The sequence below is a fragment of the Staphylococcus caeli genome (assembly GCF_900097965.1).
GTDB lineage: Bacteria > Bacillota > Bacilli > Staphylococcales > Staphylococcaceae > Staphylococcus > Staphylococcus caeli.
Map to the genome: position 1 here is coordinate 69,218 of NZ_FMPG01000008.1, position 25,566 is coordinate 94,783.

Annotated in this window: 25 protein-coding genes; 13 read left to right on the top strand and 12 right to left on the bottom strand. The window is 32.6% G+C overall.

Annotated elements, in window-relative coordinates:
* Positions 1 to 20 precede the first annotated feature (20 nt).
* The 8 genes from ccrB to BJS11_RS09110 all read left to right on the top strand — a co-directional run bounded on the left by ccrB (position 21) and on the right by BJS11_RS09110 (position 5,038).
* Positions 21 to 1,649 (top strand): cassette chromosome recombinase CcrB, encoded by a 1,629-nt coding sequence (gene ccrB, locus BJS11_RS09080; RefSeq protein ID WP_069995848.1) that lies wholly within the window; start codon positions 21 to 23, stop codon positions 1,647 to 1,649.
* Between the two features lie 472 nt (positions 1,650 to 2,121).
* Complete coding sequence (locus BJS11_RS09085) at positions 2,122 to 2,460, top strand: SAUGI family uracil-DNA glycosylase inhibitor (protein ID WP_069995843.1); 339 nt, start codon at positions 2,122 to 2,124, stop codon at positions 2,458 to 2,460.
* 95 nt (positions 2,461 to 2,555) lie between these two features.
* The gene (locus BJS11_RS09090) at positions 2,556 to 2,867 is read left to right on the top strand and encodes a DUF960 family protein (protein ID WP_031912426.1); all 312 of its coding nucleotides are present in this window, start codon (positions 2,556 to 2,558) and stop codon (positions 2,865 to 2,867) included.
* Positions 2,868 to 2,882: 15 nt separating this feature from the next.
* Complete coding sequence (locus BJS11_RS09095) at positions 2,883 to 3,389, top strand: DUF1643 domain-containing protein (protein ID WP_069995840.1); 507 nt, start codon at positions 2,883 to 2,885, stop codon at positions 3,387 to 3,389.
* A gap of 20 nt (positions 3,390 to 3,409) precedes the next feature.
* Positions 3,410 to 3,856 carry a JAB domain-containing protein gene (locus BJS11_RS09100; protein ID WP_069995839.1) on the top strand — a complete coding sequence of 149 codons (447 nt, stop codon included), beginning with the start codon at positions 3,410 to 3,412 and terminating at the stop codon, positions 3,854 to 3,856.
* A 169-nt stretch (positions 3,857 to 4,025) separates the two neighbouring features.
* Complete coding sequence (locus BJS11_RS09105) at positions 4,026 to 4,565, top strand: HTH domain-containing protein (protein WP_229347799.1); 540 nt, start codon at positions 4,026 to 4,028, stop codon at positions 4,563 to 4,565.
* A gap of 24 nt (positions 4,566 to 4,589) precedes the next feature.
* Positions 4,590 to 4,802: a hypothetical protein gene (locus BJS11_RS13940; RefSeq protein ID WP_229347794.1), complete on the top strand. Its 213-nt coding sequence runs from the start codon at positions 4,590 to 4,592 to the stop codon at positions 4,800 to 4,802.
* Positions 4,803 to 4,858: 56 nt separating this feature from the next.
* Positions 4,859 to 5,038 carry a hypothetical protein gene (locus BJS11_RS09110; protein WP_065865875.1) on the top strand — a complete coding sequence of 60 codons (180 nt, stop codon included), beginning with the start codon at positions 4,859 to 4,861 and terminating at the stop codon, positions 5,036 to 5,038.
* A 133-nt stretch (positions 5,039 to 5,171) separates the two neighbouring features.
* Here BJS11_RS09110 and BJS11_RS13605 read toward each other — a convergent pair whose 3' ends face one another.
* From BJS11_RS13605 to BJS11_RS09125, 4 genes are all read right to left on the bottom strand, one after another.
* Positions 5,172 to 5,309: a hypothetical protein gene (locus BJS11_RS13605; RefSeq protein WP_107529391.1), complete on the bottom strand. Its 138-nt coding sequence runs from the start codon at positions 5,307 to 5,309 to the stop codon at positions 5,172 to 5,174.
* 13 nt (positions 5,310 to 5,322) lie between these two features.
* Positions 5,323 to 6,207, bottom strand: coding sequence for a permease (locus BJS11_RS09115; protein ID WP_069995838.1), 885 nt, complete (start codon positions 6,205 to 6,207; stop codon positions 5,323 to 5,325).
* 89 nt (positions 6,208 to 6,296) lie between these two features.
* On the bottom strand, positions 6,297 to 6,617 hold the full coding sequence (locus tag BJS11_RS09120; RefSeq protein ID WP_040030671.1) for an ArsR/SmtB family transcription factor: 321 nt from the start codon (positions 6,615 to 6,617) through the stop codon (positions 6,297 to 6,299).
* A gap of 32 nt (positions 6,618 to 6,649) precedes the next feature.
* Positions 6,650 to 6,850, bottom strand: a complete 201-nt coding sequence (locus BJS11_RS09125) for a hypothetical protein (protein WP_069995837.1) — start codon at positions 6,848 to 6,850, stop codon at positions 6,650 to 6,652.
* A gap of 203 nt (positions 6,851 to 7,053) precedes the next feature.
* Between BJS11_RS09125 and arsR the strand changes: the two genes are divergently transcribed.
* Genes arsR through arsC form a run of 3 tightly spaced genes read left to right on the top strand, consistent with a single transcriptional unit; the run spans position 7,054 to position 9,076 of the window.
* Positions 7,054 to 7,371 (top strand): As(III)-sensing metalloregulatory transcriptional repressor ArsR, encoded by a 318-nt coding sequence (gene arsR, locus BJS11_RS09130; RefSeq protein WP_069995836.1) that lies wholly within the window; start codon positions 7,054 to 7,056, stop codon positions 7,369 to 7,371.
* A complete protein-coding gene (arsB, locus tag BJS11_RS09135; protein ID WP_069995835.1) occupies positions 7,368 to 8,657 on the top strand; it encodes an arsenite efflux transporter membrane subunit ArsB in 1,290 nt (429 codons plus the stop codon). Before arsR ends, arsB begins: the two co-directional genes overlap by 4 nt.
* A gap of 17 nt (positions 8,658 to 8,674) precedes the next feature.
* Entirely contained in the window at positions 8,675 to 9,076 is a 402-nt protein-coding gene (arsC, locus tag BJS11_RS09140) for an arsenate reductase (thioredoxin) (protein ID WP_044291550.1), read from the top strand.
* A 19-nt stretch (positions 9,077 to 9,095) separates the two neighbouring features.
* On the opposite strand, the gene BJS11_RS09145 is transcribed toward arsC, so the two are convergent.
* The 4 genes from BJS11_RS09145 to BJS11_RS09160 form a co-directional block, all read right to left on the bottom strand.
* Positions 9,096 to 9,437, bottom strand: coding sequence for an ArsR/SmtB family transcription factor (locus tag BJS11_RS09145; protein WP_025907459.1), 342 nt, complete (start codon positions 9,435 to 9,437; stop codon positions 9,096 to 9,098).
* 18 nt (positions 9,438 to 9,455) lie between these two features.
* Complete coding sequence (locus BJS11_RS09150; protein ID WP_046308857.1) at positions 9,456 to 10,073, bottom strand: CadD family cadmium resistance transporter; 618 nt, start codon at positions 10,071 to 10,073, stop codon at positions 9,456 to 9,458.
* Between the two features lie 627 nt (positions 10,074 to 10,700).
* Entirely contained in the window at positions 10,701 to 11,726 is a 1,026-nt protein-coding gene (locus BJS11_RS09155) for an NAD-dependent formate dehydrogenase (protein WP_069995834.1), read from the bottom strand.
* A gap of 148 nt (positions 11,727 to 11,874) precedes the next feature.
* On the bottom strand, positions 11,875 to 12,225 hold the full coding sequence (locus tag BJS11_RS09160; RefSeq protein ID WP_069995833.1) for a Na-translocating system protein MpsC family protein: 351 nt from the start codon (positions 12,223 to 12,225) through the stop codon (positions 11,875 to 11,877).
* A 310-nt stretch (positions 12,226 to 12,535) separates the two neighbouring features.
* Here BJS11_RS09160 and BJS11_RS09165 point away from each other — a divergent pair, with 310 nt between their 5' ends.
* The gene (locus BJS11_RS09165; protein ID WP_069995832.1) at positions 12,536 to 13,696 is read left to right on the top strand and encodes an alpha/beta hydrolase; all 1,161 of its coding nucleotides are present in this window, start codon (positions 12,536 to 12,538) and stop codon (positions 13,694 to 13,696) included.
* Between the two features lie 130 nt (positions 13,697 to 13,826).
* Here the strand turns inward: BJS11_RS09165 and BJS11_RS09170 are convergent, their stop codons facing one another.
* The 3 genes from BJS11_RS09170 to BJS11_RS09180 all read right to left on the bottom strand — a co-directional run bounded on the left by BJS11_RS09170 (position 13,827) and on the right by BJS11_RS09180 (position 17,575).
* Entirely contained in the window at positions 13,827 to 14,489 is a 663-nt protein-coding gene (locus BJS11_RS09170) for an ABC transporter ATP-binding protein (RefSeq protein ID WP_069995831.1), read from the bottom strand.
* 17 nt (positions 14,490 to 14,506) lie between these two features.
* Positions 14,507 to 15,556, bottom strand: a complete 1,050-nt coding sequence (locus BJS11_RS09175) for an ABC transporter permease (RefSeq protein WP_069995830.1) — start codon at positions 15,554 to 15,556, stop codon at positions 14,507 to 14,509.
* Between the two features lie 369 nt (positions 15,557 to 15,925).
* The gene (locus tag BJS11_RS09180; protein WP_069995829.1) at positions 15,926 to 17,575 is read right to left on the bottom strand and encodes an FAD-binding dehydrogenase; all 1,650 of its coding nucleotides are present in this window, start codon (positions 17,573 to 17,575) and stop codon (positions 15,926 to 15,928) included.
* Between the two features lie 298 nt (positions 17,576 to 17,873).
* On the opposite strand from BJS11_RS09180, the gene BJS11_RS09185 reads away from it, so the two are divergent.
* Positions 17,874 to 20,147 (top strand): esterase/lipase family protein, encoded by a 2,274-nt coding sequence (locus tag BJS11_RS09185; protein ID WP_069995828.1) that lies wholly within the window; start codon positions 17,874 to 17,876, stop codon positions 20,145 to 20,147.
* A 1,395-nt stretch (positions 20,148 to 21,542) separates the two neighbouring features.
* Here BJS11_RS09185 and BJS11_RS09190 read toward each other — a convergent pair.
* Positions 21,543 to 25,566, bottom strand: a 4,024-nt coding sequence (locus BJS11_RS09190) for a Rib/alpha-like domain-containing protein (protein WP_070014085.1), incomplete at its 5' end; no start/stop codon positions are given.

The window sequence follows — 25,566 nt, forward strand, 5'->3', positions numbered from 1 at the left end:
CAAGAAAGGATGAAAAAATCATGCAACAACTCAAACAAAAACGTGTCGGTATCTATGTCCGTGTATCGACTGAAATCCAAAATACAGAAGGTTATAGTATTAATGGCCAAATCAATCAGATTAGAGACTACTGTCAATTTCACCATTTTGAAGTCACAGATATTTACGCTGATCGTGGTATCTCAGGAAAATCTATGAACCGTCCTGAGCTCCAACGTATGTTGAAGGATGCGAATGAAGGTCATATCGATTGTGTCATGGTGTACAAAACAAACCGACTGGCACGTAATACATCAGACTTACTCAAAATTGTCGAAGATTTGCATAAGCAAAATGTCGAATTTTTCAGTTTGTCTGAACGTATGGAAGTCAATACTTCTTCTGGTAAACTCATGTTACAAATACTTGCGAGTTTCTCAGAATTCGAACGTAATAACATTGTCGAGAACGTATTCATGGGCCAAACCAGACGTGCCCAAGAAGGCTATTATCAAGGAAATTTACCGCTAGGCTATGACAAAATACCCGACAGTAAACACGAATTGATGATTAATCAACATGAAGCTAATATTGTAAAATATATTTTCGAATCTTATGCCAAAGGGCATGGCTATCGTAAAATTGCCAATACACTAAATCATAAAGGCTATGTCACTAAAAAAGGGAAGCCTTTCAGTATAAGTTCTATTACTTATATTCTATCCAATCCTTTCTATATGGGTAAAATTCAATTTGCGAAGTACAAAGATTGGAATGAAAAACGTCGTAAAGGACTGAATGATAAACCGATCATAGCTGAGGGTAAGCACGCCCCTATTATTAGCCAAGCATTATGGGATAAAGTGCAAGCACGTAAAAAGCAAGTCAGTCAAAAACCCCAAGTTCACGGTAAAGGAACTAATCTATTAACAGGTATCGTTCATTGTCCCCAATGCGGAGCACCTATGGCCGCGAGTAATACTACTAATACACTCAAAGATGGGACAAAGAAACGCATCCGCTACTATTCGTGTAGTAATTTTCGAAATAAAGGCTCAAAGGTATGTTCTGCGAATAGTGTTAGAGCCGATGTCATTGAAAAATATGTTATGGACCAAATACTTGAAATTGTCAAAAGTGATAAAGTTCTCAAACAAGTTGTCGAACGTGTCAATCAAGAGAATCAAGTCGATGTAGTTGCACTTAACCATGATATTGCTTATAAACAACAACAATTTGATGAAATTAACACTAAACTTAAAAATCTAATTCAAACCATCGAAGACAATCCAGACTTAACATCTGCACTCAAACCAACCATTCATCAATATGAAACACAACTGAATGATATCACAAACCAAATGAATCAACTCAAGCAGCAACAAAATCAAGAGAAACCATCTTATGATACTAAACAAATCGTTGCTTTATTACAACGAATATTTCAAAATATAGAATCCATGGATAAATCACAGCTCAAAGCTTTGTACCTAACGGTTATTGACCGTATTGACATTCGTAAAGATGAGAATCATAAAAAGCAATTCTACGTTACACTAAAACTTAATAATGAAATTATTAAACAACTTTTCAATAATAATAATCTAGACGAAGTGCTCCTCAGCACTTCGTCTTTATTTTTGCCTCAAACACTCTACTTTCAAATTTAATATCTATGTACTGTCCTTTCGTCATTCAATAACACCCATCTAACGAATCTTTTCAACATACTAACAAGTCATAACTCAATGTGAAGCTTATATTGATATGACGAAAGAACATCCCAAAACAAAATATAAGTGGGATAGTAACGGGATTGGCTAACTTCATGTAGGAGAAGGATTACGCAAGCGTAATCCCAAAATCCCGTTATTATTTATAAATAAATAATATAAAAAGAAAAATAAGTCGTAATAACACCACCAAATCCAAATGATATATAAATATATAGCTATATTTCCCGAGAAATGAGCGGGATAACGGGATTTCCTTGTTATATCAACAATTGTGACGACTTTCTATTGGGATCTTTTCTGTATTTCAGTGGGATTTCTAGGCGAAACAAATGGTATTTAAAACTTATATTATCAAAATGATGTATCACATGCATACATCCATCAAACACATTAGGAGGTCATAACAATGACATTGGAACAACAACTCAAGCACTATATAACCAACTTATTCAAACTGCCAAAAGATGAAAAGTGGGAATGTGAATCTATCGAGGAAATCGCTGATCATATCTTACCTGACCAATATGTAAGGCTTGGGCCACTCAGTAATAAAATACTTCAAACCTACACCTACTACTCTGATACACTTCACGAAAGTAATATCTACCCTTTCATTCTCTACTATCAGAAACAGCTCATAGCCATTGGCTATATTGATGAAAACCATGATATGGATTTCTTATATCTACACAACACTATCATGCCCCTTTTAGATCAACGATACTTACTAACAGGAGGACAATAATATGCATAAATATATCAAACTAACACAATTAGCAATCACTATCCTAAGCGAAATCATTACATGGATGAAAGAATCAGAACGAAAGGAGATCTCTTATGAATAGATATATCACTCGTGGTATTGCCAATAGCTTACCTATCATCTTACAAAAACAATTATGGCAACTTGTAGCACGACGAGAACAAACACAATCAAAAGGCAAGGAATCATTGGATTATTTTCATATATTCCAATTCAATATGCACAATAACCAACTATATATCAAACACAAACAAGAACGTCCTGAGTATGTCAAAACGCATAAGGCAAATGTCAAACAGTCTATCGATATCAATAAGGTCTACATTATCCGAGAAGATGATGTAGACCTTTCTTATTACGTCATGTTATTACCAGAAGAATACTAGAGGAGTGAATATTACATGAAAACAATAAAAAATACATTAGAAACTGAAGCCATATTCAGTGATGACCAACAACATCGCTATCTACTTAAGAAAACATGGGACAGTGAAAAACAAACACTTACAATCATTACAATGTATCCAAATTTTATGGGCCTTCTTCGTATAGACTTAACAACTCAGCTCATTATGAACAAAGTTTCAGAAATGGATGCATTTGGCTCAATCAATTTTGTGAATCTATATTCCAATATTACAACACCCCTCAATCTCAAACATCTAGAAAACGCCTATGATAATCATACCGATATTCAAATTATGAAGGCAGTGAAAGAATCGGATGAAGTAATATTAGCCTGGGGTGCTTACGCTAAAAAGCCCGTTGTTGAAGCACGTGTCAATGAAGTATTAGAAATGTTGAAACCACATAAGACGAAAGTGAAACAACTCATGAACCCAGTAACCAATGAAATTATGCACCCCCTTAATCCAAAAGCAAGACAGAAATGGACTTTGAAAGCATAACCCATATATGGAGGTAAACGATGAAAGAAATCAATATTGTTTCACTACAAATGATAAAAACAGATACATTAAATTATCTAAAAAATCGTATTTCAAACCCTGGGGATGCGACAGAAATTATGCGTTCATTCATTGGAAACAGTGATCGAGAACATCTCATACTTATATGTATGAATAGTAAAAACGAAACTACACATATTCAAACACTATCGATAGGTTCTATTAACCAAACAGTGATTCACCCCAGAGAAATATTCAAAACAGCGATGCTCAGTAACGCCAACAGTATTATGCTAGGACATAACCATCCAAGTGGAGATGTAACACCCTCTCCTGAAGATATCAATGTGACCGAACGATTAATGCTCATCAGTGAAATGATGGGCATTTTATTTTATGACCATGTTATTTTCTCAAATAGTAACGCCTATTCCATTAGAAAACATAATTTAAAAGTAGAGGTATAGCCGTATTTTGTCATTACCGCTATTTCTTCACTTATCAATATTTATAAAATCTCTTTATATCAATGTATTTATCTAAAAAATATTTTTCACAACTTTTATTAAATATACGGAGGATTGACTTATTGTGACAAACCTATTTTGTAATGTATAACTTAAAGGAGGTGACATATTGGATCGTGCATTTCGAATATTAACAATATACCATCGTTTACTACAGAATAAATCCGTCAACAAACAATCACTTACATTAGAACTCAATACGAGTCCTAGGACGATACAAAGAGATATCGACGATACCAGAAACTTCTTATATGAAAGTAAATCGTGGATCAGTACACCTAAAGCAATCACGTACGATTATAAATCAGAAAGTTATAAGCTCGAACAAGATAAGCATGAAAATATGCATTTTATGTATGATATTTTGACTGCTTTATACCTGACGACACCCAAATTAAGTCATTACTTTTATCAATATCTTAAATTATTAATCATCAAACATCATTCAGGTCATCGAACTACATTACTAAAATATCTTGACCGCTTTGAAATTGATAAAAATCAAACAGGTATTTTGCCAGCATCATTAGTTGTTCGCGCAATGAATGAAATTTATATAGATGATATTAATCAAATGAATCTGAGTTTGTCTGAAAAATCCGTGGATATACAAGAAAAATCAAAGTTACAAACCTATATCACGTTTTAAATCGGTAAAGATGTGTGGTCAAAAATGCATCGATTTTATCAAATTCATGTAATAGAAAAATATGATGCACATTATCTTATTGTCACTTTCAAGATGACAAGAGTCGAAGCTATTCAACTCCGTTTTATATATCAATCCAATATACGTATCATTTCACCCCCTGATTTAAGAGAACAAGTGATTGATGAATTACTTTTACTACAATTAACATATTTAAAACAACAAGTTCAAAAGTAAACCAAGCAGACAATGTTTTACAAATAATATTAATTATAATGAAAGGAATGATAATCATGAGTAACATCATAAAAACGATAGGCAAAGGCATTGGAAAAGGTGTCGGTGCAGCAGCAGGTCTAGGTATTTTAGGTTCTTATTTCAAAAGAACTTTCACAATAAAAGGACCACTAGGTAAAGAAATAACAAGAATTATAGAAAATCACTTTAGTGAACCTGTAGAAATCAAAGCATAATATAGAGGTAACCATTTTCAAAGACACATTGATTTCAAAATATGTCCTTTTTTAATTATTGTAGAATAAATATAGAAAAGCGTAGCAAAATAGATTAATATAAGGGCCTGGATATAAATTCCAGGCCCTTATATTACTTGTTACAGCAATTGTTATTATCTTCTTGCTCTTTTTCATCTTTTTCTTTTTTTTCGTTCTTTTCCTCAATTTCTACCGAACAACATGACTGTTCTTGAGGTTTTATTTTTTTTAATGCGTCTTTAATACCCATTATTTCACCTCCTTTAAATAATGATATTCACAATCAAACCTGTAGCAATGGCTACAACTAAAATTGCAATAACGAATGATACTACAAATTTTTTCTTGAATAACTTAGATAGCAATACGACCTCTGGAATACTTGCGCCAGCACCACCAATTATTAATGCAACTACTGTTCCTAGCGACATACCTTTTGATACTAATGCTTCGGCTATAGGTAACATTGTTTCTGGTCTGATATACATAGGGATACCGATAACAGAAGCAATAAACACCGATATAAAACCATCACCACTTGCATACTTAGTTATAAATTCTTCAGGTATGAATCCATATATAAAGGCACCAATAAATACACCAATAAATAGATAAGGTAACATTGGGTATAAAAATGCCCACGCATCGTTTAATGCTTGTTTAAAACGAGATCCTGTTTTATTAGCAAAAAAGCCATCACCTTTAACATTGACCCCTTTATAACTTTCAGCTAAATTCATTTTTGAAAATACTAAACCTGTTAAAATACTGAAAATTGCTAGTACTACAAAATAAACAATGGCTACTTTCCATCCTAATAAAGCCCATAACATAAATATCATTAATGGGTTCATTAATGGTGAAGCAATCAAAAAACTCATAGCCGGACCAAAAGGAACTTTGGAATTTAATAGACCTGCAAGTATTGGAATAGTTGAACAAGAACAAAATGGTGTAACAGCACCAAACACCATACCTAATATGTAATTGACAGCTTTATTAGGTTTGCTCAAAAGCTTTTTAATTTTTTCTTCTGAAACAACTTGTTGAATCAGACTTACTATAAAACTCACTACTATAAATAGTAATAATAATTCAAAAATTAACATCAGAAATGTTTTTATGAATTCCATAATTGAATCTATCATTAGTATAACGCCTCCGAATTCATTTAATCAACTTTTCTTGATGTATTAATCAAAAAAATTTGATTAATTCTATGTTATAAAGAAGATACTTAAAGTATCTTACAGCAAGTATCTTCATTTAAAACCACCTGTATTTGTTGCTCATTAATTTTATAATAATTCCATGTGCCATGCTTTTCAGCAATAAGAATATTTGCATCTACTAATTTTTTTAAATGATAGGAAAGTTTAGATTGTTTTAACGCTAATAATTCTTCTAGATCACAAACACATAAAGATTTTGAATCGCTTTGACGTATTGAATGTAGAATTTTAAGTCTGATTTTATCAGCTAGCGCATTAAACATCTGTTCATAAAAGTCTAATTGTTCTTCCTCAGTTCTATTAGGACTGGACTTAATAATTTCCATTAAATAATCACCTCTCTTATATACAGATATTTCTATTTTTGTTTGAGTTCTAGTATTGCTTGATTAAAATGAGTTTCTGTTATTTTACCATACATGTCAGGTTCTCCTTTAAAAAACTCCTTTTTCATATATGATATAGCTTCTTTTAAAGAAACTTCTCTTGATATCATAATTAGATTTAAGTAACTAACAAAATAATCAACAGATAATATACCTGTATGATTTATTCTCATAAAATCGAACTCCTTTATAAAATACTAAAATGATATATCAACTTTTTTTGATGTATTAAATATAAATTATTATTTCAACTTTTGCAAGATAATAAAACTAGTTATTACGACGCATTCTAATCTAATACTAAAATTAGTCAAAAAACTACATAGACACAATACTATATAGATGTTAATCTATGTAATGAATAGGAGGTATATTTATGTCTTATAAAGAATTATCAGCAATATTAAAAGTTTTATCAGATTTAAGCAGGTTAGAAATATTAGATTTACTTTCTTGTGGTGAGCTATGCGCTTGTGACTTATTAGAACACTTTCAATTCTCACAACCTACACTAAGTCATCATATGAAGTCATTAGTAGATAACGAATTAGTTACAACACGAAAAGACGGCAACAAACATTGGTATCAACTTAATCATGCTATTTTAGATGATATTATCCAAAACTTAAACATCATTAATACATCTAACCAAAGATGTGTATGTAAAAATGTGAAATCAGGTGATTGTGGATGACCATTTTAGCAATTGTAATTTTTCTTTTAACTTTAATCTTTGTAATATGGCAACCGAAAGGTTTAGATATTGGTATTACAGCTTTAATTGGAGCTGTTGTTGCTATCATTACGGGAGTCGTAAGTTTTTCCGATGTATTAGAAGTAACAGGTATTGTTTGGAATGCTACCTTAACATTTGTAGCTGTTATTCTTATTTCATTAATATTAGATGAGATTGGATTTTTTGAATGGTCTGCGATACATATGGTCAAGGCTTCAAACGGTAATGGCTTAAAAATGTTTGTTTTTATCATGATATTAGGGGCAATTGTAGCAGCATTTTTCGCAAATGATGGTGCAGCTTTAATCTTAACTCCTATTGTATTAGCAATGGTAAGAAATCTAGGTTTTAATAAAAAAGTGATTTTTCCTTTTATTATTGCTAGTGGTTTTATTGCTGATACTACATCACTACCTTTAATCGTAAGTAACTTAGTTAATATCGTTTCTGCAGATTACTTCGATATTGGATTTATTGAATATTTCAGTCGCATGATTATTCCCAACATATTCTCTCTGATTGCTAGTATTCTCGTTTTATGGTTATATTTCAGAAAATCTATACCTAAAACGTTCAATACAGAAAATCTTTCAGACCCTAAAAATGTAATCAAAGATCCTAAATTATTTAAGCTTTCATGGATTGTATTAGCAATACTACTTGTGGGATATCTTGTTAGTGAGTTTATACAAATACCTGTATCAATCATTGCTGGTATCATTGCTCTTATCTTTGTAATATTAGCTCGTAAATCTAAAGCAGTTCATACAAAACAAGTAATTAAAGGCGCACCATGGAATATTGTTGTATTCTCTATTGGTATGTATCTTGTGGTATTTGGTCTAAAAAATGTGGGCATCACAACGCTTCTTGGTGATGTACTAACAAATATTTCAAATTACGGCTTATTTAGTAGTATCATGGGCATGGGCTTTATAGCTGCATTCCTTTCATCCATTATGAACAACATGCCAACTGTTTTAATAGATGCAATAGCGATTGGTCAATCCAGTGTTACAGGAATATTAAAAGAAGGTATGGTTTATGCGAATGTCATAGGTTCTGATTTAGGACCTAAAATTACGCCAATTGGTTCTTTAGCAACATTATTGTGGCTACATGTCTTAACACAAAAAGGTGTGAAGATTTCATGGGGAACATACTTTAAAACTGGAATTATCATTACTATTCCAGTCCTATTTGTAACACTCTTAGGTTTATACCTTACACTAATCATATTTTAAGAAAAGAGGCTTTAATTATGGATAAGAAAACAATTTATTTTATATGCACAGGAAACTCTTGTCGTAGCCAAATGGCTGAAGGTTGGGGAAGGGAAATATTGGGTGAAGATTGGAATGTCTATTCTGCAGGTATTGAAACGCATGGAGTAAATCCTAAAGCAATTGAAGCTATGAAAGAAGTGGATATTGATATCTCAAACCATACATCAGATTTGATTGATAGTGATATCTTAGAACAGTCAGATTTGGTCGTAACATTATGTAGTGATGCAGACGATAATTGCCCTATATTACCACCTAATGTTAAAAAAGAACACTGGGGCTTTGATGATCCAGCAGGAAAAGAATGGCCAGAATTTCAACGTGTTAGAGATGAAATTGGAAAAAGAATACAAGAATTCAAAGAAACGCTCGTTTAATGTGAGCGTTTCTTTATATTTAAGTCATACATTTTATTAATAATGATTTCATTTCTATATCTTTGATATAATAGTATGCCATTTTCCCATCCTTGTAAAAATTCAGCACGTCTCTTTTATACAGGGCTCTCAAATGATGTGATGTTGAAGCTATACTCAAACCTAATGTTATAGATAAGTCACAAACACATAATTCTTTCTCTTTAATTAGAGCTAATATAATTTTCAGCTTATTCTCATCACTTATCTTTAATAATGTATTGATAAGCCGTTGAGTTTTTTCTTCTTTTAAAAATCTTAAAGCATAATTCACTTTTTCCTCATGAACACAAATGACGTCACAAATTTTATTGTTACTCATATTAAGTCACACCTTAATTTATAATATAAATCCTAATATTGTTTGTATGGTTTCATTTTCAATAATAATAAATAAGCCCAATGCTATGTAGATAACAGCCATAATCCAACGACTGAACTTCTCAACAATTTCACCCACACCAGGAATTCTAGCTAGTTTTTGTGCTGTGAATACTAAAAAGAAAATTAAAACTAAAAATACAATTAAGGTAGTCAGTAATTCAACAATATCCAATGTTACAAAATAAGGGACAAATAAACCAATATTATCTGCACCACAACTTGCAATTGTCACTAAAGAAACAGTCCCTACTAATTTGGACAAACCTTTTTCGTTTAATTCTTTTTTTGCTCTTTTTTCACCTTCACAATCATCATAAATAGCAACTTTTATACCTAAGTAGATGGGGATCAAACCTAATAAACCTAATATCCATTTCTCTGGAACATAATTTAACACAAAAGCTAAAAATAAACTGACTAATATGAGGATAATCGATCCTAAATATTGACCTATATAAATATCCCTATATTCTTTTCTAGTCTTTGCTCTAGCAAAAAATATTAATAAAATCACTAATAAATCTACCGCAGTTGCAATATAAAGTATTGCCGCAGTTATAATAGTCTGAACCATAGAGCACCTCATTCAAATATACATTTGAATGAATTGTATCATATATTGCATATCTTATGAATAATAAATATTAGAACCGAAAAGTGACACTTTAACTGATAGTAAGGGGCTGTGTACATACGAGTGATTTATAGATTCTTTGAGAATACGACTTAAAGCGATTTTAATTTGTCAATTCATTGCATTTTGTTTTTTTAACAATTTCACCAATAAGAAGAACCTTATAAAAACCGCATCATTTATGATACGCTTCACAAAAACATAACAGCAATTCTCACAAACCTCATACGTTTTGATACGTTCAAATTACCTCTAGAAAGGCGCTAAAAAACCGCATCATTTATGATAAGCTTCCCCTTATTAGTGATATTGCTATAAAAATTAGGCACTGAAACCTTAAAATGGGAACTTAATAAAAACACTTTTTTCTAGGCTGCTAATTTCTTGAATTCTACATGGGATAGGTAGCCTAGTTTTTGTTGAATTTTAACTTTACTACAATTTTGAAAGGGCAAATTTTATAGCAAAATATATAAAATTAGAGAAACATTGTTTATCCGTGAGGCAATGTTTCTCTAATATATCATTTATTAACAGCGAGGGGTTGCAGTTAGAGTTTCAAATGAATTATTTTGATTTATAACTTGCGCTTGTGATTTGACCTCCGTCAACGATCACATCTTTATCTTGGAATGGTTCATTATTAAAGAAACGGTTTAAAATATCTTTTGTACCTTCTTCAATACGTTGTTGTGCTTCTAAAGTCATGCCTGAATAGTGAACTGTCATAGCATTTCTAGGCATTGTTCTCCATGGATGATCTGCTGGTGCTGGTTGTGGATACCATACGTCTCCGGCATATCCCTGGATATGTTTGGCATTTAGAAGTTCTACTAAATCATTTGTGTTTACTATTTTACCACGTGCAGTATTAACTAAATAACTTCCAACTTTCATACGACTTAATACGTCATAATCAAATAAATTATCTGTATCTGGTGTAAGTGGTGCATGAATGGTAATGGCATCACTTGTAGACACAAGTTCGTCAAAATTAACAAATTTTGAATTTTCATTGTCTTTTTGATTTATTGGGTCATAATGTTGAATCTTAATGTTAAATGGTGCTAAACGCTCAGCAACTAATTGACCAATTCTACCAAAACCAAAGATACCAATTGTTTTATTTTGTAATTCGTGTGCATGATTTCCCACTTTAGACAGATTCCATTCACCTTCAACAGATTGACGGTGACCTTCTTCATAGTTACGTAATAAGATTAATAAATCCATCACTGCATGTTCAGCAACGCTTACAGTATTACTACCTGTTACTTCTACAACACCAACATTTCTTTCACTAGCTGCTTTTAAATCAACATGGTCAGAACCCACGCCTGCTGTAATTGCCAATTTTAAATTAGGTGCTTTTTCAAGACGTTCTCTTGTCATATAAGCCGGATAGAATGGAGCGCTAATAACGATATCCATATCTGCTAAGTGTTTATCTAAATCAGTTTCACCGTCAGTTAAGATAACTAGCTCATGACCTTTTTCTTCTAAAAATGAATTTAAACCAATCGCTTTTTTAGTATTTAATATTTGATTTTCTTCTCCTTCTACATACTCTGGAAATAATGCTACAATTTTCATAAACTTATACACTCCTATAATTATTTTTTAATTACCTTACTTCAATGCAATAAAAATACCTGGCACTATTCGCATATACTACCCCCTTGAATAAATGATTATTCAAGCGTAGTTAGCAAACAGCACCAGGTACCTTACACCAGCACGCTTATTCTATTGATTTATCGAAAACAAATATTGACACTACTTCATCATCAGTAAAATCAACATCTGTAAATAACTTTACATAATTGGCTCCGACCAATTTTTCCATTTCGTCGGTATTAATTTCGTCATATAGATTTTTCACTTCTTGTGTCCGTGCATGACGTACCATTTCTTCATTACGTTCATCGCGTAAGTAAAAGTTTTCTACTTTACTCAACGCGCCAGTCATAAACGCTATTGCCCAGTTTCCTTTAAAATCTACTTCGATTTTTTCAGGTCCTTTAGCAACATATTGTTTACGATAGGCCCGAACAAGATTTGCAAAAGCTTGCTCTTTTTTTCGTATATCTATTTTAGCTCACCTTTTCTACTTAAGAAGCGCTTTCAATTAGTTTACACTTTAAATTATAATACGTATTTTAATTTTTTCAAGATGTTTGCTCATATTTTAGACACAATTTCTTTTATTTCTTAATTTGCATTATTTTCATTAAAACTTTCCTGATCCTTCCTCAATATCTACCCCTATGAATGATACTTTTCCTTTTGATTATGCTCTCACCAAACAGCGTTTTCAAAGTACTAGCCTTTAATTACTTTAAGCGTGTATAGTATAGTTAACAATTAAATTGTTTAAAATATACTCTCAGGGTGTTATCTATATGAATCATATCATCGCTTTAATTGGATTTAGTCTTGTCACATTAATTATTTGTATCATAGAAATTTTGCTACTAAAAATACTACATGCGCATTACTGGGCGTATCTTCTAGTGGGAATTATATTTATAAGTTTGGTACTTAATTTCTATTTTAAATGGATTGCAGGGTGGCATTATATATGGATATGGATTAGTATCATCGTGTTATTACTCATTATTTTAAATACTGGACGTATCAGACAAGATGTTTCTTTTAGTGGGAATTTAACTGCTGGCACATTAAAATTCTTGACCAGAGACCTATCAAATAGTGACAGTTCTAGTACAAATTCACAAAATAATAATTACAATTGGAAAACTTGGACACCACCGAAAGGCTATAGTAATAAAATGTATTCGGTTGGTGCTGTAAAAGGATATTTACTTAAAAAACATGCTCAACAATCAAATCAGCATCACATTATTTATCAAATTCACGGTGGCGGCTACATTAATGGTTTTTCCAAAATGTATAACAAAACGGCTTTAAAATACGCTCAAGCTAGTAAAAGTTCACCTGTGTTTTCAATTGATTACAGAGTAGCACCTAAATTTAAGTATCCTACTGCTTTAAATGACGTCATAGATGGTTATCATTGGTTACTTAATCAAGGTTATCAGCCTAAAGATATTATTATAGCTGGTGACTCGGCTGGTGGCGGATTAGCATTAGCACTCACCTTAAAATTACAAGACAATCATCAACCGTTACCGAAAATGTTAATTTTATCATCACCATGGACTGATTTATCGGCAGAAGGCAAGTCCTATAGGAAAAATTTCCATAAAGATGTGATTTTTGGTTCAAACCAACCACCTACAAAAGAAACAACAAATATTAATATACCGTATGCACGGAAAGATCAATTAACAGATCCATATGTTTCACCAGCATTCGGTAACTATAAAGATATGCCACCGATGTTAATTCAAACGGGGGCAGACGAAATGTTATTAAGTGATAGTCAAACTATCGCTCGAAAAGTAAATCAAAGTGGTGGACAAGCTCAGTTAATTACTTATCCTGGTATGTTTCATACATTTTATGTACTTGCACCTTGGCTTCCCGAATCAAAACATGCATGGTCTAATATAGAGCGATTTATAAATAACAATATATAATCCAGGAAAAAGCGTGACGAAAGATAACTAAGAAAATTACTCTAAATTCATTTGTTCAATCTTTTTCTTTCATTATAATTGATAAATTATTTTCCTCTGCAGTTTTTAAACCACAAATATTCATTATCAATTAAGATCTTTTCATTATGCCATCTTTCATGTGATATATTTTGTCACAATATGAAGTTAAGCGCTCGTCATGAGTGACAACAATGCATGTTTTATTTTTCTCTTGGGTCTGTTCTTGTAGAATCTTCATAACTTCCATAGCGTTCTTCGTATCGAGTGAAGCAGTAGGTTCATCTGCCAAAATAATAGACGGTTTAGTATATAAAGCTTTGGCTATCGCGACACGTTGTTTTTGCCCACCTGATATTTCGCTTGGAAGTTTATTTTCAACCACTTCAAGATTTAATTGTGAAATCAGTTGATTATATTCCTCTGTTGTCAATACATCTTTCTTTTGCTTTTTTAATAATTTAAATTGTTGTTTAACTGTCAAAAAAGGTACAAGGTTTGTCGCTTGAAGTATAAAACCAATTTCTTGCATTCTAGTATGCGCTAATGCTTTTTGAGACATCCGTGAGACTTCTCTATCATTAATTATAATCTCTCCGGAGCTTGGTGTTTGTAGGGCACCAGCCATTGTTAGAAAAGTACTTTTTCCTGAACCCGACGGTCCGATAATTGCAATAAGTTCATTTTGATTAAACTCTAGCGTTGTAGGTTTTACAGCCTCTATTTTTTGATTGCCATCTTGAAAATATTTCGTCACATCTTTAAATTCTAGCATTTGATATACCCCTTACTTTATCCAATCGCTTTGAGTGGATCTACTTTTCTTATCGTTAATATAGAGAATAGACTACCGATTAATGAAACAATAATAAGTACAATACCGTAGACAATAAGTGTTACTGCACTAAATTTAATAGGCACGGCACTCGGCAAGAATAAACCTGTAACAAGTGTTAATAGCAGACCAATAATTGTTCCAATCAATGCAATAATGAATGTTTGTGATAATACAACTTTTGCTAAGTAACCGTTCGTGAATCCTTGTGCCTTTAACACACCAAATAAGTTTGTTTTTTGTAAAGTAATCACATATAAAAATATACCAATTACCGTTGCAGAAATAACAAATAAAAATGAAATCATAAAGTTTAATGTTAAATTTTGCGCCTGGTAACCTGGCAAGTTTTTAACGAATCTTTCTATTCCAATTGCTTCTAAATTGTTATTTAAATCCTTGTCTTTCCAATCCTTGTCCTTTACAACTACCGCATTTGTCTTAGTCTTAGCTAATGATGGATTGATTTTCGCAATCGTATCATTATTGGCAAAAAGCACTGGTGAAGCGTTATATTTGGCACTTTCACTAAAACCTACAATTTTTAATATTTCATCTGATTGTGACAAAGAAAGTTTATCGCCAATTTTAAAATTTTTCTCTTTTAATGTTTCATCTGCAATCACTTCATTATTTGAAGTGAATTTTTTTCCTTCAATCATTTTGGGTATTAAAAAAGAGTTATCAGTAACACCAAATAGCAATGCATTTTCTTCAACATTCCCGTTAGACACAATGACACCTGCCTGTTTTAGCGTTGTTTGCTTTTTATATGTATCTTTTACATCTTCTTCATTAAATAAAGATTGTTCAACGGTCTGATTGGCATCGTTGTTTAATATGATAGCATCGGCATGCCATTTATCAACACCTTCTCTATTCATATTGATTAAGCCACTGGCTAACCCAGAAAGCAAAAAAAGTAAGTAACTAATCATAATTAACACACCAATAATCAAACTAAACTTCAGCTTATTCCGTTTTATTTCATTCCACGCTAGAAACATAAAAAACCTTCTTTCCTTCAATTAAGACTATTGCCCTACACATTGAATTAACCATCTATTTTTTATCTTGTATTCATTATAGATGTTATGCGCATATAAACAAACCTATCGTATATATTCTAATACAAGATTACTTTATTAAAGGTTTCATAATTATATGCCTACAAATCTTACTTTGGTTGAAAAGTAACAAAAGTAAGATTTTAACTAATGTCATCTATTACCTATATACAATGAGAGTCTGAGACTTCTATTGATGTCCCAGACTCTTTTTCAAATTATCGATATATAAACGTAATTCTAGATTATCTTTATTTATATTCTAAGCTTATCATAATAAGATAAACTTAACTAAATCAATCAATCATCTTATTTTGACTTACTTATACCTTTAGCAACGCGAATACCACTAAATATACATCCGCCTAAAAATGTACCTTCTAATGCACGGTAGCCATGCACGCCTCCACCACCAAAGCCAGACGCTTCCCCAGCAGCATAAAGACCTTCAATTAACTGATTTTGTTGATTAAATGCTTGACCATCCAAATTGGTTTGAATGCCCCCTAACGTTTTTCTACTAATTAGATGTAACTTAACCGCAATTAATTTATTTTTATCCAATATCTTATGTGGTTTCGCAGTTCGAATAAATCTATCTCCTAAAAACTTACGTGCATTATGAATAGAAGCAACTTGAGGATCCTTCATAAATTTATTATTTATCTGTAAATCCCTACTCTCTATTGCTTCTTTAATCTGATGATAATCTAACAAATCTTCTTTCGTTAATTGATTCATTCTTTCTACCAATGTCTCCAAATTATCTGCTACAACAAAATCTTCACCTTTTTCTAAAAAGGCATTTACAGGGCCTGTGACATTGCTTTTCAAACGCTCTTTTATTAAAAGTTTAATATCCTTATTTGTTATGTCTGGGTTTTGTTCAGACCCAGACAAAGCGAATTCTTTTTTAATGATATCCTCTGTTAATACAAACCAAGAATAGTCATAGCCAGTTTTAGTTATCGTTTCTAATGAATGTAAAGTATCAAATCCTGGGAAATCAGGTGCAGACATGCGATTTCCTTTCGCATCTAACCATATTGAAGAAGGGCCAGGAATAATACGAATACCATGGTTCGTCCAGATTGGCGAATGGTTATGAATGCCTTCAGTATAATGCCACATACGATCTTTATTAACAATATTTACACCTAAAGTTTCAGTGAGTTCAATCATTTTACCATCTGTAGAATCTGGTACACCTTGAATCATATAGTTAGGTGGCGGACCTAAACGCTTCGGCCAATTTTTTTTGATCATATCATGATTAGCCCCTATACCACCTGTAGAAATAACCAAATCATCAACATCATAAGCAAATGTCTCTACGATTTTTCGAGAAGAAGGCTCACCTCGGTTAACATCACTTGGTTCAAGTATATTACCTGAAATGCCTTTGATTTGATTATTTTGAATATCAATATGTGTTACTTGATGGCGTGATAAAAATCTAAATTGACCTTCTTTTTCCTTTTTTAATACATAATCAATAAATGGATTGATTAGTCCAGGTCCTGTACCCCATGTAATGTGAAAGCGAGGAACAGAATTCCCATGACCACTAGCTAATGAACCGCCACGCTCAGCCCAACCTAACATCGGTGTTAATTTTATTCCCATCGATTTTAAATATGCTTCCTTCTCATAAGCAGCAAAATGTACATAAGCCTCTGCCCATTTTTTTGACCAATAATCTTCAGTCTCAAGTCGGTCAAATTGAGCAGTACCAAACCAATCATTCAGTGCAAGTTCATACGAATCTTTCACACCTAAACGACGTTGTATTTTAGAATTTACTAAAAATAACCCTCCAAAAGACCAATATGCCTGACCACCCATAGCTTGACGTGGCTCTTGATCTAGCATAGCCACCTTGTATCCTTTTTTTAATAATTCAGTCGCTGCTACTAAGCCGCTCAATCCAGAACCTATAATATAAATATTTTTCTGCATTTGCATCGCCTCCAGAAATCTCATTCATTCTATATCGTTAATTATTAACAGATTCGGGACATATTATGTGCCTAATTTAGACATTATGCAAGTCAAAATATGGCTAAACGTTATTTAAAGGAAAATAAAATTCTTCAATTTTCTAAACAATTTTTATGATCTAAGTGTTAAAATCAGCAAAAAATTAAGAATATAATTACAAATAGGAAGGAAATATTCCATTACAGGGAATTTCAAACTATTATTTTCCTTTTATATTAAAATGTAAATGTAATTAAATATACTAGAGGAGGATTTTATGAATTTAAAAAGTAAATTTATTTTACCACTAGCATCACTGACTACGACATCCATTTTATTTGTATCACTAAGTGCTGCTTCACAAGCTTCAGCAGATGAAAAGGAAATACATAACTCAAGTAGCGAAAATCAAAACGTAGATAGTACCCAAGCAGTTAATGTAAAAGCACAAAGTCCCATCACTGAGTTAGAAAAAAACAATACTTCTAATTCAGATGCAAAAGCCCCAAACACTGAACTAGAAAATGAAAACAATTCCTCTAATTCAAAAACACAAACTCCAAACACTGAACTAGAAAATGTAAACAATGCTGATAATTCAGATGAACAAGTTCCAAACAATGAAAACGAAAACAAGATTTCACAATCTGAAAATCAAGTTTCAAACGCTGAATCTGTAAATGACAACAAGACTACTGATTCTGATAATCAAGACTCAAATTTAGAAGATGAGAATAACAACACTTCTGTTGAATCTAATAAACAAACTTCTGATGTAGAAACTGAGACTGACAACAATACTTCTGAACCTAAAGAACAAGATTCGAACTCAGAAGCTGTGAACGACAACAATGTTACTGAATCTGATAAACAAGATTCAAATTCAGAAGATGAGAATAACAACAACGCTCCTGAATCTAATAAGCAAGACTCAACTTCAGAAGATGAGAATGACAACAACGCTCCTGAATCTAATAAGCAAGACTCAAATTCAGAAGATGAGAATGACAACAATGCTGCTGATTATGATAAACAAGATTCAAATTCAGAAGATGAGAATAACAACAGCGCTCCTGAATCTAATAAACAAGACTCAAATTCAGAAGATGAGAATGACAACAATGCTGCTGATTATGATAAACAAGACCCAAATTCAAAAGAGAAGACTGACGACAGCGCTCCTGAATCTAATAAACAAGACTCAAATTCAGAAGATGAGAATGACAACAATGCTGCTGATTATGATAAACAAGACCCAAATTCAAAAGAGAAGACTGAAAATAAAGCTTCAGAGCTAAAAAAAGAGGCTACAAACAAAGAATCAGCTGATAATAAAGAAAATATTAAAGAAGACAACTATCACCCTACAATTCCAAAAGGTAATCAAGGGGTAGTAAAAAAGAATAAATATCCAATTATACTTGCACATGGTTTTTCTGGATATCCAGATGAGTCAAAACCAGCCGTTTTACCTCCATATTGGGGCGGTAATAAAGTAGATTTAGATAAAGAATTAAACAAACAAGGTTATGACGTGCGAGAAGGCGGCATGAGTCCATTCGGTAGTGATTACGATCGTGCGCTTGAGTTATACTATTATATTAAAGGTGGTACCGTAGATTATGGTGCTTACCATGCTGAAAAATTTGGTCATGATAGATATGGGAAAACTTACGAAGGCATTTATCCAGAATGGGAACCAGGTAAGAAAGTGCACCTAGTAGGTCATAGTTTCGGTGGACAAACAATCCAAGTATTAGAAGATATGCTTAGAAACGGTGTTTCAGAAGAAATTGATTATCAGAAAAAACATGGTGGTGAATTACCAACAATATTTAAAGGTGGAAATGATAATATGGTTTCCTCTGTAACAACTGTTGCGACACCACATAATGGTACATTTATTTCAGACAAATTAGGTAATAAACCATTAGTTAGAAAACTATTTTTCGATATCTTAAAACATACAAGTAATAAATATACGAAAGCAGATTATGGACTTGAACCTTGGGGTCTAAAACAACGCGATGATGAATCATACCTTCAATATTTAAAACGTGTAAGAGGTAACAAAGTTTGGAAAACGGAAGACACAAGCTTTACAGACGGTTCAATCGAAGGCTCTAAGAGAATCAATGACCGACTAACTTTAAGTAAAGACGTAGCCTATACATCCATCACTGCCGAAGACACACATAAAACAATTAACAATCGTCAACGTGGCAATTTACACATGTTTGCACCATTTAAATTATTAGCTAATCTAGTTGGAAGACAACACCCAGAAAGTTGGAGAAAAGGTGACGGTCCAGTTCCACTTAAATCAGGCTTATATCCATTTAACAAACCTCATAAAGAGACAACATTTGATAGTACGCCAGAATTAGGTGTTTGGGGAGTTATGCCTACACTTAAAAACTGGGATCATATGGACCTCGTAGGCTGGGACCTTTCAGATACTAGAATTAAACCAGATATGATTTTAGGTCTTTATGAACAATTAGCAAATTACTTAGCTGAAGTTGAAAAAGTACAAGAAGGTTCAAAATAATTTCTATATCAAATTGTAATCAACAAAAATTAGAAATAGTCCAAATATGAAAAATTGGTAAAACCCATATATTTCATCGACAATTTAGCAAACTATATCCAAATGACAATAGTATTGGATAATGAATAAATGTTTAAGAAACAAAAAATATCAGGCTTAAAAAGTACAGACAAAAGCTACTTATTGATAAGGGTCTAGATTATCATTTATATGACTTAACCTAAATGAAAAGTCGTCCGATTTATACATTTAAATTGGACGACTTTTTCGTTTATTTATTATATGGCTCTGCGTATCAGGTAGTGATGTGGTTTTTTATCAATGGGTTTTTCGTACAGTATGATAAAATGATATATTGTTTTTATAAATACTTTACGCCTAATATCTATGCTTATAATATATACAAAAAATTCTTTCAAATCGCATGGTTTGAAAGAGTATATAATCTGTTACTTCTTTTAAATAGCATTAATTAATGTTATTTATGTGACTTCAATAACTATGCTATTCCATAAAATACTCATATTCTTGAGTTTCTGCTTCAAATTCCTTAGATTTTATTTCAAAATGGTGTTGGTATAAAAATAGATAGCACCTTCATTTTTCTCATATACATGTAAATTATAATCATTTTTTAAACTTTCAAGTATTAACCTTTCTATACCTTTATTACGGTACTTTTCTGTGATAAAATGCCTGCAATGTATTGTTCATATAAGTCACCAAATGCAGCGATTTGGTTATCAACATAATATACGTAAATTGTTGAATCTGGAAGCATTTTTTCACTTTATCTAGATTATCAACCCAATAATCACGTTTTATAAAGTTATCACATCTAAATTAGAATTAAGCTATATATTTGAAATCTTTTCTATTGGCACAGCATCCAAGTTAACAACTTTTTTATCATTATGTTACTCCCTTTTCAATTTTCATAAATCTATATTGATATAAACAATTAAATGCTTCACAGTTATTACCTTTCATCTCTTAAAGAATATCAAAAGCTCAGTCTATAATATGAAAAAAGTTTCTTTATATTAGTATAAAAGTATATAAAAATAGCCACCTCAAGGGTGGCCGTGATAAGTTTATTTGAGAGTAGCTTATACTTAAATAAACTACTATTTTATTGTATCATAAATAGTTAATATATTCTACAATTTAATTAAAAGACATACAAAAAACTATAAAAATACTAACATATAAATTTATGTAATTTAATTTCTACTAAATCACTGAATACATATCGCTATTTTTAATTTCTATATATATGTATAGAAGTATTCAATTATCAATTTTAAATAGCACTACTTCATTATATTCTTAAAACCATTATTTTATAAATAAAAAGAAAAGCTAGGCAAATCACCTAGCTTTTCATATTCACTATTACTTTTCATCTTTTTTATTACGTCTTCTGAATAATAATAATGATCCTAATCCCGCAAACAATGCTCCAAAGATAGTACCTTGCTTACTATCACTTTCACCAGTTTCAGGTAAAGCCTTATCTTCATTATTACCTTTGTTATCAGTATTATTTGAAGTATTACTACCTTCATTTAAATCTGATACTTGATTACTTGAACCTGTAGTGGCATTATCATCAGTTACACCACTTTCCTCTTTTTGGACTGAATTATCGCTATTTGATGAATTGCCTTCTTCTCCATCTCCTGCATTATTGTCGTCTGATGGATTATTGTCTTCTCCATCTCCTGCATTATTGCCATCTGATGGATTATTGTCTTCTCCATCTCCTGCATTATTGCCATCTGATGGATTATTGTCTTCTCCATCTCCTGCATTATTGTCGTCTGATGGATTATTGTCTTCTCCATCTCCTGCATTATTGTCGTCTGATGGATTATTGTCTTCTCCATCTCCTGCATTATTGCCATCTGATGGATTATCGCAATTTTCACCTATAACAACATTTGTTGGAGTAGATACGTTACCATCCTCATCTTTTTCAACTGCAGTTATTATGTCACCTTTATCTAAGTCTATGCCCTCTGGGATATCCACTGTCCAATTACCATCTTTATCGATTTCACCTTCTGAAGTAGTACCATCTGGGAATGTAACCACAATTGTATTTCCTGGTGTACCATTTGATCCTGTTACTATAATATCATTATCATCCACTGGATTAACTGTTGGTGCTGGAATATCAATAACGTCACCTACCGTAACTGTTGTTGATGCTTCTTCTGTAGAACCATCAGGATATGTTACTGTTACTGGGATAATTACAGATGTTCCTGGCACTGCATCTTTAGATGGTTTGACAGTCAATTCACCAGTATTATGATCTACTGTTACTTCCCATCCTGAAGGGATCTTAGTAGTATCAATTTCATATTCAGAACCATCCGGCATTGTATTATCACCTGTTTGAGGAACATTGATTGTATCCCCAGGTTTTACCGTAACGTTATCATAACCAGGGTTATTTGTATTTGCTTGTGTTTCTTCACCTACTGTGACTGGAACTGTAATATGATCTTTTGTTCCATCTGGATATTCCACTGTCACATCTACATCTGTTGTTCCTGATGTTTGACCATCTGGTAATTGACTTGGGTCATCCACTGTGATTGTTGGTTGTTCTCCTTCACTTGGATATCCTGGAACTGTTACTGATCCTGTCACATCTTCTTCTGTTGTTGGTGTTCCATGATCTTTTGTTACACCTTCTGTTTCTGGTTCGTAAGCATCATTATCTGCTTGATCACCTACTGTGACTGGAACTGTAATATGATCTTTTGTTCCATCTGGATATTCCACTGTCACATCTACATCTGTTGTTCCTGATGTTTGACCATCTGGTAATTGACTTGGGTCATCCACTGTGATTGTTGGTTGTTCTCCTTCACTTGGATATCCTGGAACTGTTACTGATCCTGTCACATCTTCTTCTGTTGTTGGTGTTCCATGATCTTTTGTTACACCTTCTGTTTCTGGTTCATAACGATCATTATCACCTAAATGGCTTGATGGATCTTTAGGATTTGTTGATTCATCAATCTCATTATCATCTGGTATACCATCACCATCATCATCATTGTCATTGATATCTGGATTACCATCTTTATCAGTATCTCTTTGAACTTTAATAACAAAGTCTTCACTTGTAGTTGTACCATTTTCATCAGTTAATGAAACTGTTACTGGGAAATCACGCTCTTCTTCAAATGTGCTTGCTGATGGATTGTTTGGATCCCAATTATCTTTCCAATCATCTACGATTGGTGTACCAGAAATAACTCCCGTTTCAGGATCATATGTTACACCTTCTGGTAACCCTTCTACACTAACACCTGAATCAGGTTTATTAGTATTTACAGTAATCTCTGTTATCGGATTACCTTCAACAACTGTTTGATCATCAATTGCATCAATTTCAGGTTGTACGATATCGTCAGCAGCAAATGAATCTGCCCCGATTACATTACCATTAACAACTAATTGAACAGTATATGTTTTTCTACTATCAATATCTTCAGGAACTGTATATTGTGCTGCTTGCTCTGCTTCTTCTTTATTATTTACTGTAGTTCTTGAAAGTTCTACTGGTTCTTCACCAGTTGTATCTAACCATACTATTTCAGTATTTTCTCCTGGATAATACATTGAGCTTACATTACTCACCGCTGTATCACCTGGATGAGCTATATTGTCAATTACATCAAAATTAGTAATATCAATTTCATATTTAGCTGGATCTGCCACTAAAGCAAAGTGAACGTTATAAGCATACGAATTATTAGCTGAAATAAATGGTACTGAACTTGCATAATCATTAGGTGAAGTGAACACAGGTGAAGAATAACCGGTATAACCAGGAACTACATTACCATCTTTATCCATAACGTATTGGTACATATAGTTAACATCAAATTTGTCATCAAATCTAGCAGTATATTCACCATCTACAATTGGCGCGACCACTGTTTGTTGAATATATTCTGGATTTGTTTTGATTAATTCTTGTTGTGCTTTAATTCGTTCATTTACATCATCTATATCATTTGTACTTGAAAGTGCTTGTTTGCCTTCTGGAGTTAACACACTTGTAACTACTCTAAAACCATTTTTAGCTTCTTCTAAAGTTTGATCTACAAATGATTCTCCAGCTGAAGTAGGATAAGTTGTCCCAGCAGTTGATGTTTCCCACCAAACTTTACCGCTCACAGCATAACGGTCTTTCTTGTTTACTGAATCTGGTAGGTAACTAGGGTTTTTATCTGGACCTTTATCATCGTATTTCCATTCAGATTCAGGTGCTGTCATTGTTACATTGCTAGGCTTTTCATATACATAAATAGCTGTTCTTTGCATACTATGACCTGCTAGAATAAATTCACCTGTTGGTACTACAGCACCAGAAAACCCTGTTGAATTTCCAGGTTGTTTTCTATAAGTAAAATATTCATTTCCATTTTCTGATTCTTGACCTGGTGCTAGCCACATTTTATATTTTTGCTTTGATACTGATTGGAAATTAGGTTTATGCAACACACCATTAGCATCTGTCCAACCTTCCCCTATATCAAACGCGTATGTTCCATTACCGCCTTGCCCAGCTCTTGTACCACCTAAATCATGTGTTGAGGCTTGATATACTGGAGATACCGTTCCGTCTTTATCAATCCATTGTAAATAAACTTTATAGTCATTTAATGCTGTGCGTGAGCCATTAATACCTGGACTATAGTTGTTTGTAGCAACATCTAACCATCCACTTACGATACCTTTTGTAGTTTGGAAATCAGAACCTTTTTTAATCTTTCCTGAAGCAATAGCATCAGCATCAATAAGTTCATTTGATGATACCGCCATTGTATTGATAAGTTCATTTGAGGCAACGTTAATTGATTCACTATCGCGAGGTGTAGCAGCTCTTAATGCTGTTGCTAATGGTTGGCTTTCTTTTTGCTTGTTCGCTAAATCTTGAATTAAAGCAAGTTGCAATTCTTCTTCACTCATGTTTTCTGTATCTAAATCTAAATCACTAATGACTTCTTGCGCTTTTTCATCAGAAACATTCGCAGCATCTTTATAATATGTAGCAGCTGTTTCTTCATCTTTCACTTGTGAAATGTCTGCATTATTGTCAGATGTGCCAGTACTTGGTTGCTCTTCTTCTTTTGTTGCTTCCTCAGTACTTGATTGCTCTTCTTTTGTTGCTTCCTCAGTACTTGGTTGCTCTTCTTCTTTTGTTGTTTCCTCAGTACTTGGTTGCTCTTCTTCTTTTGTTGCTTCCTCAGTACTTGGTTGCTCTTCTTCTTTTGTTGTTTCCTCAGTACTTGGTTGCTCTTCTTCTTTTGTTGTTTCCTCAGTACTTGGTTGCTCTTCTTCTTTTGTTGCTTCCTCAGTACTTGGTTGCTCTTCTTCTTTTGTTGTTTCC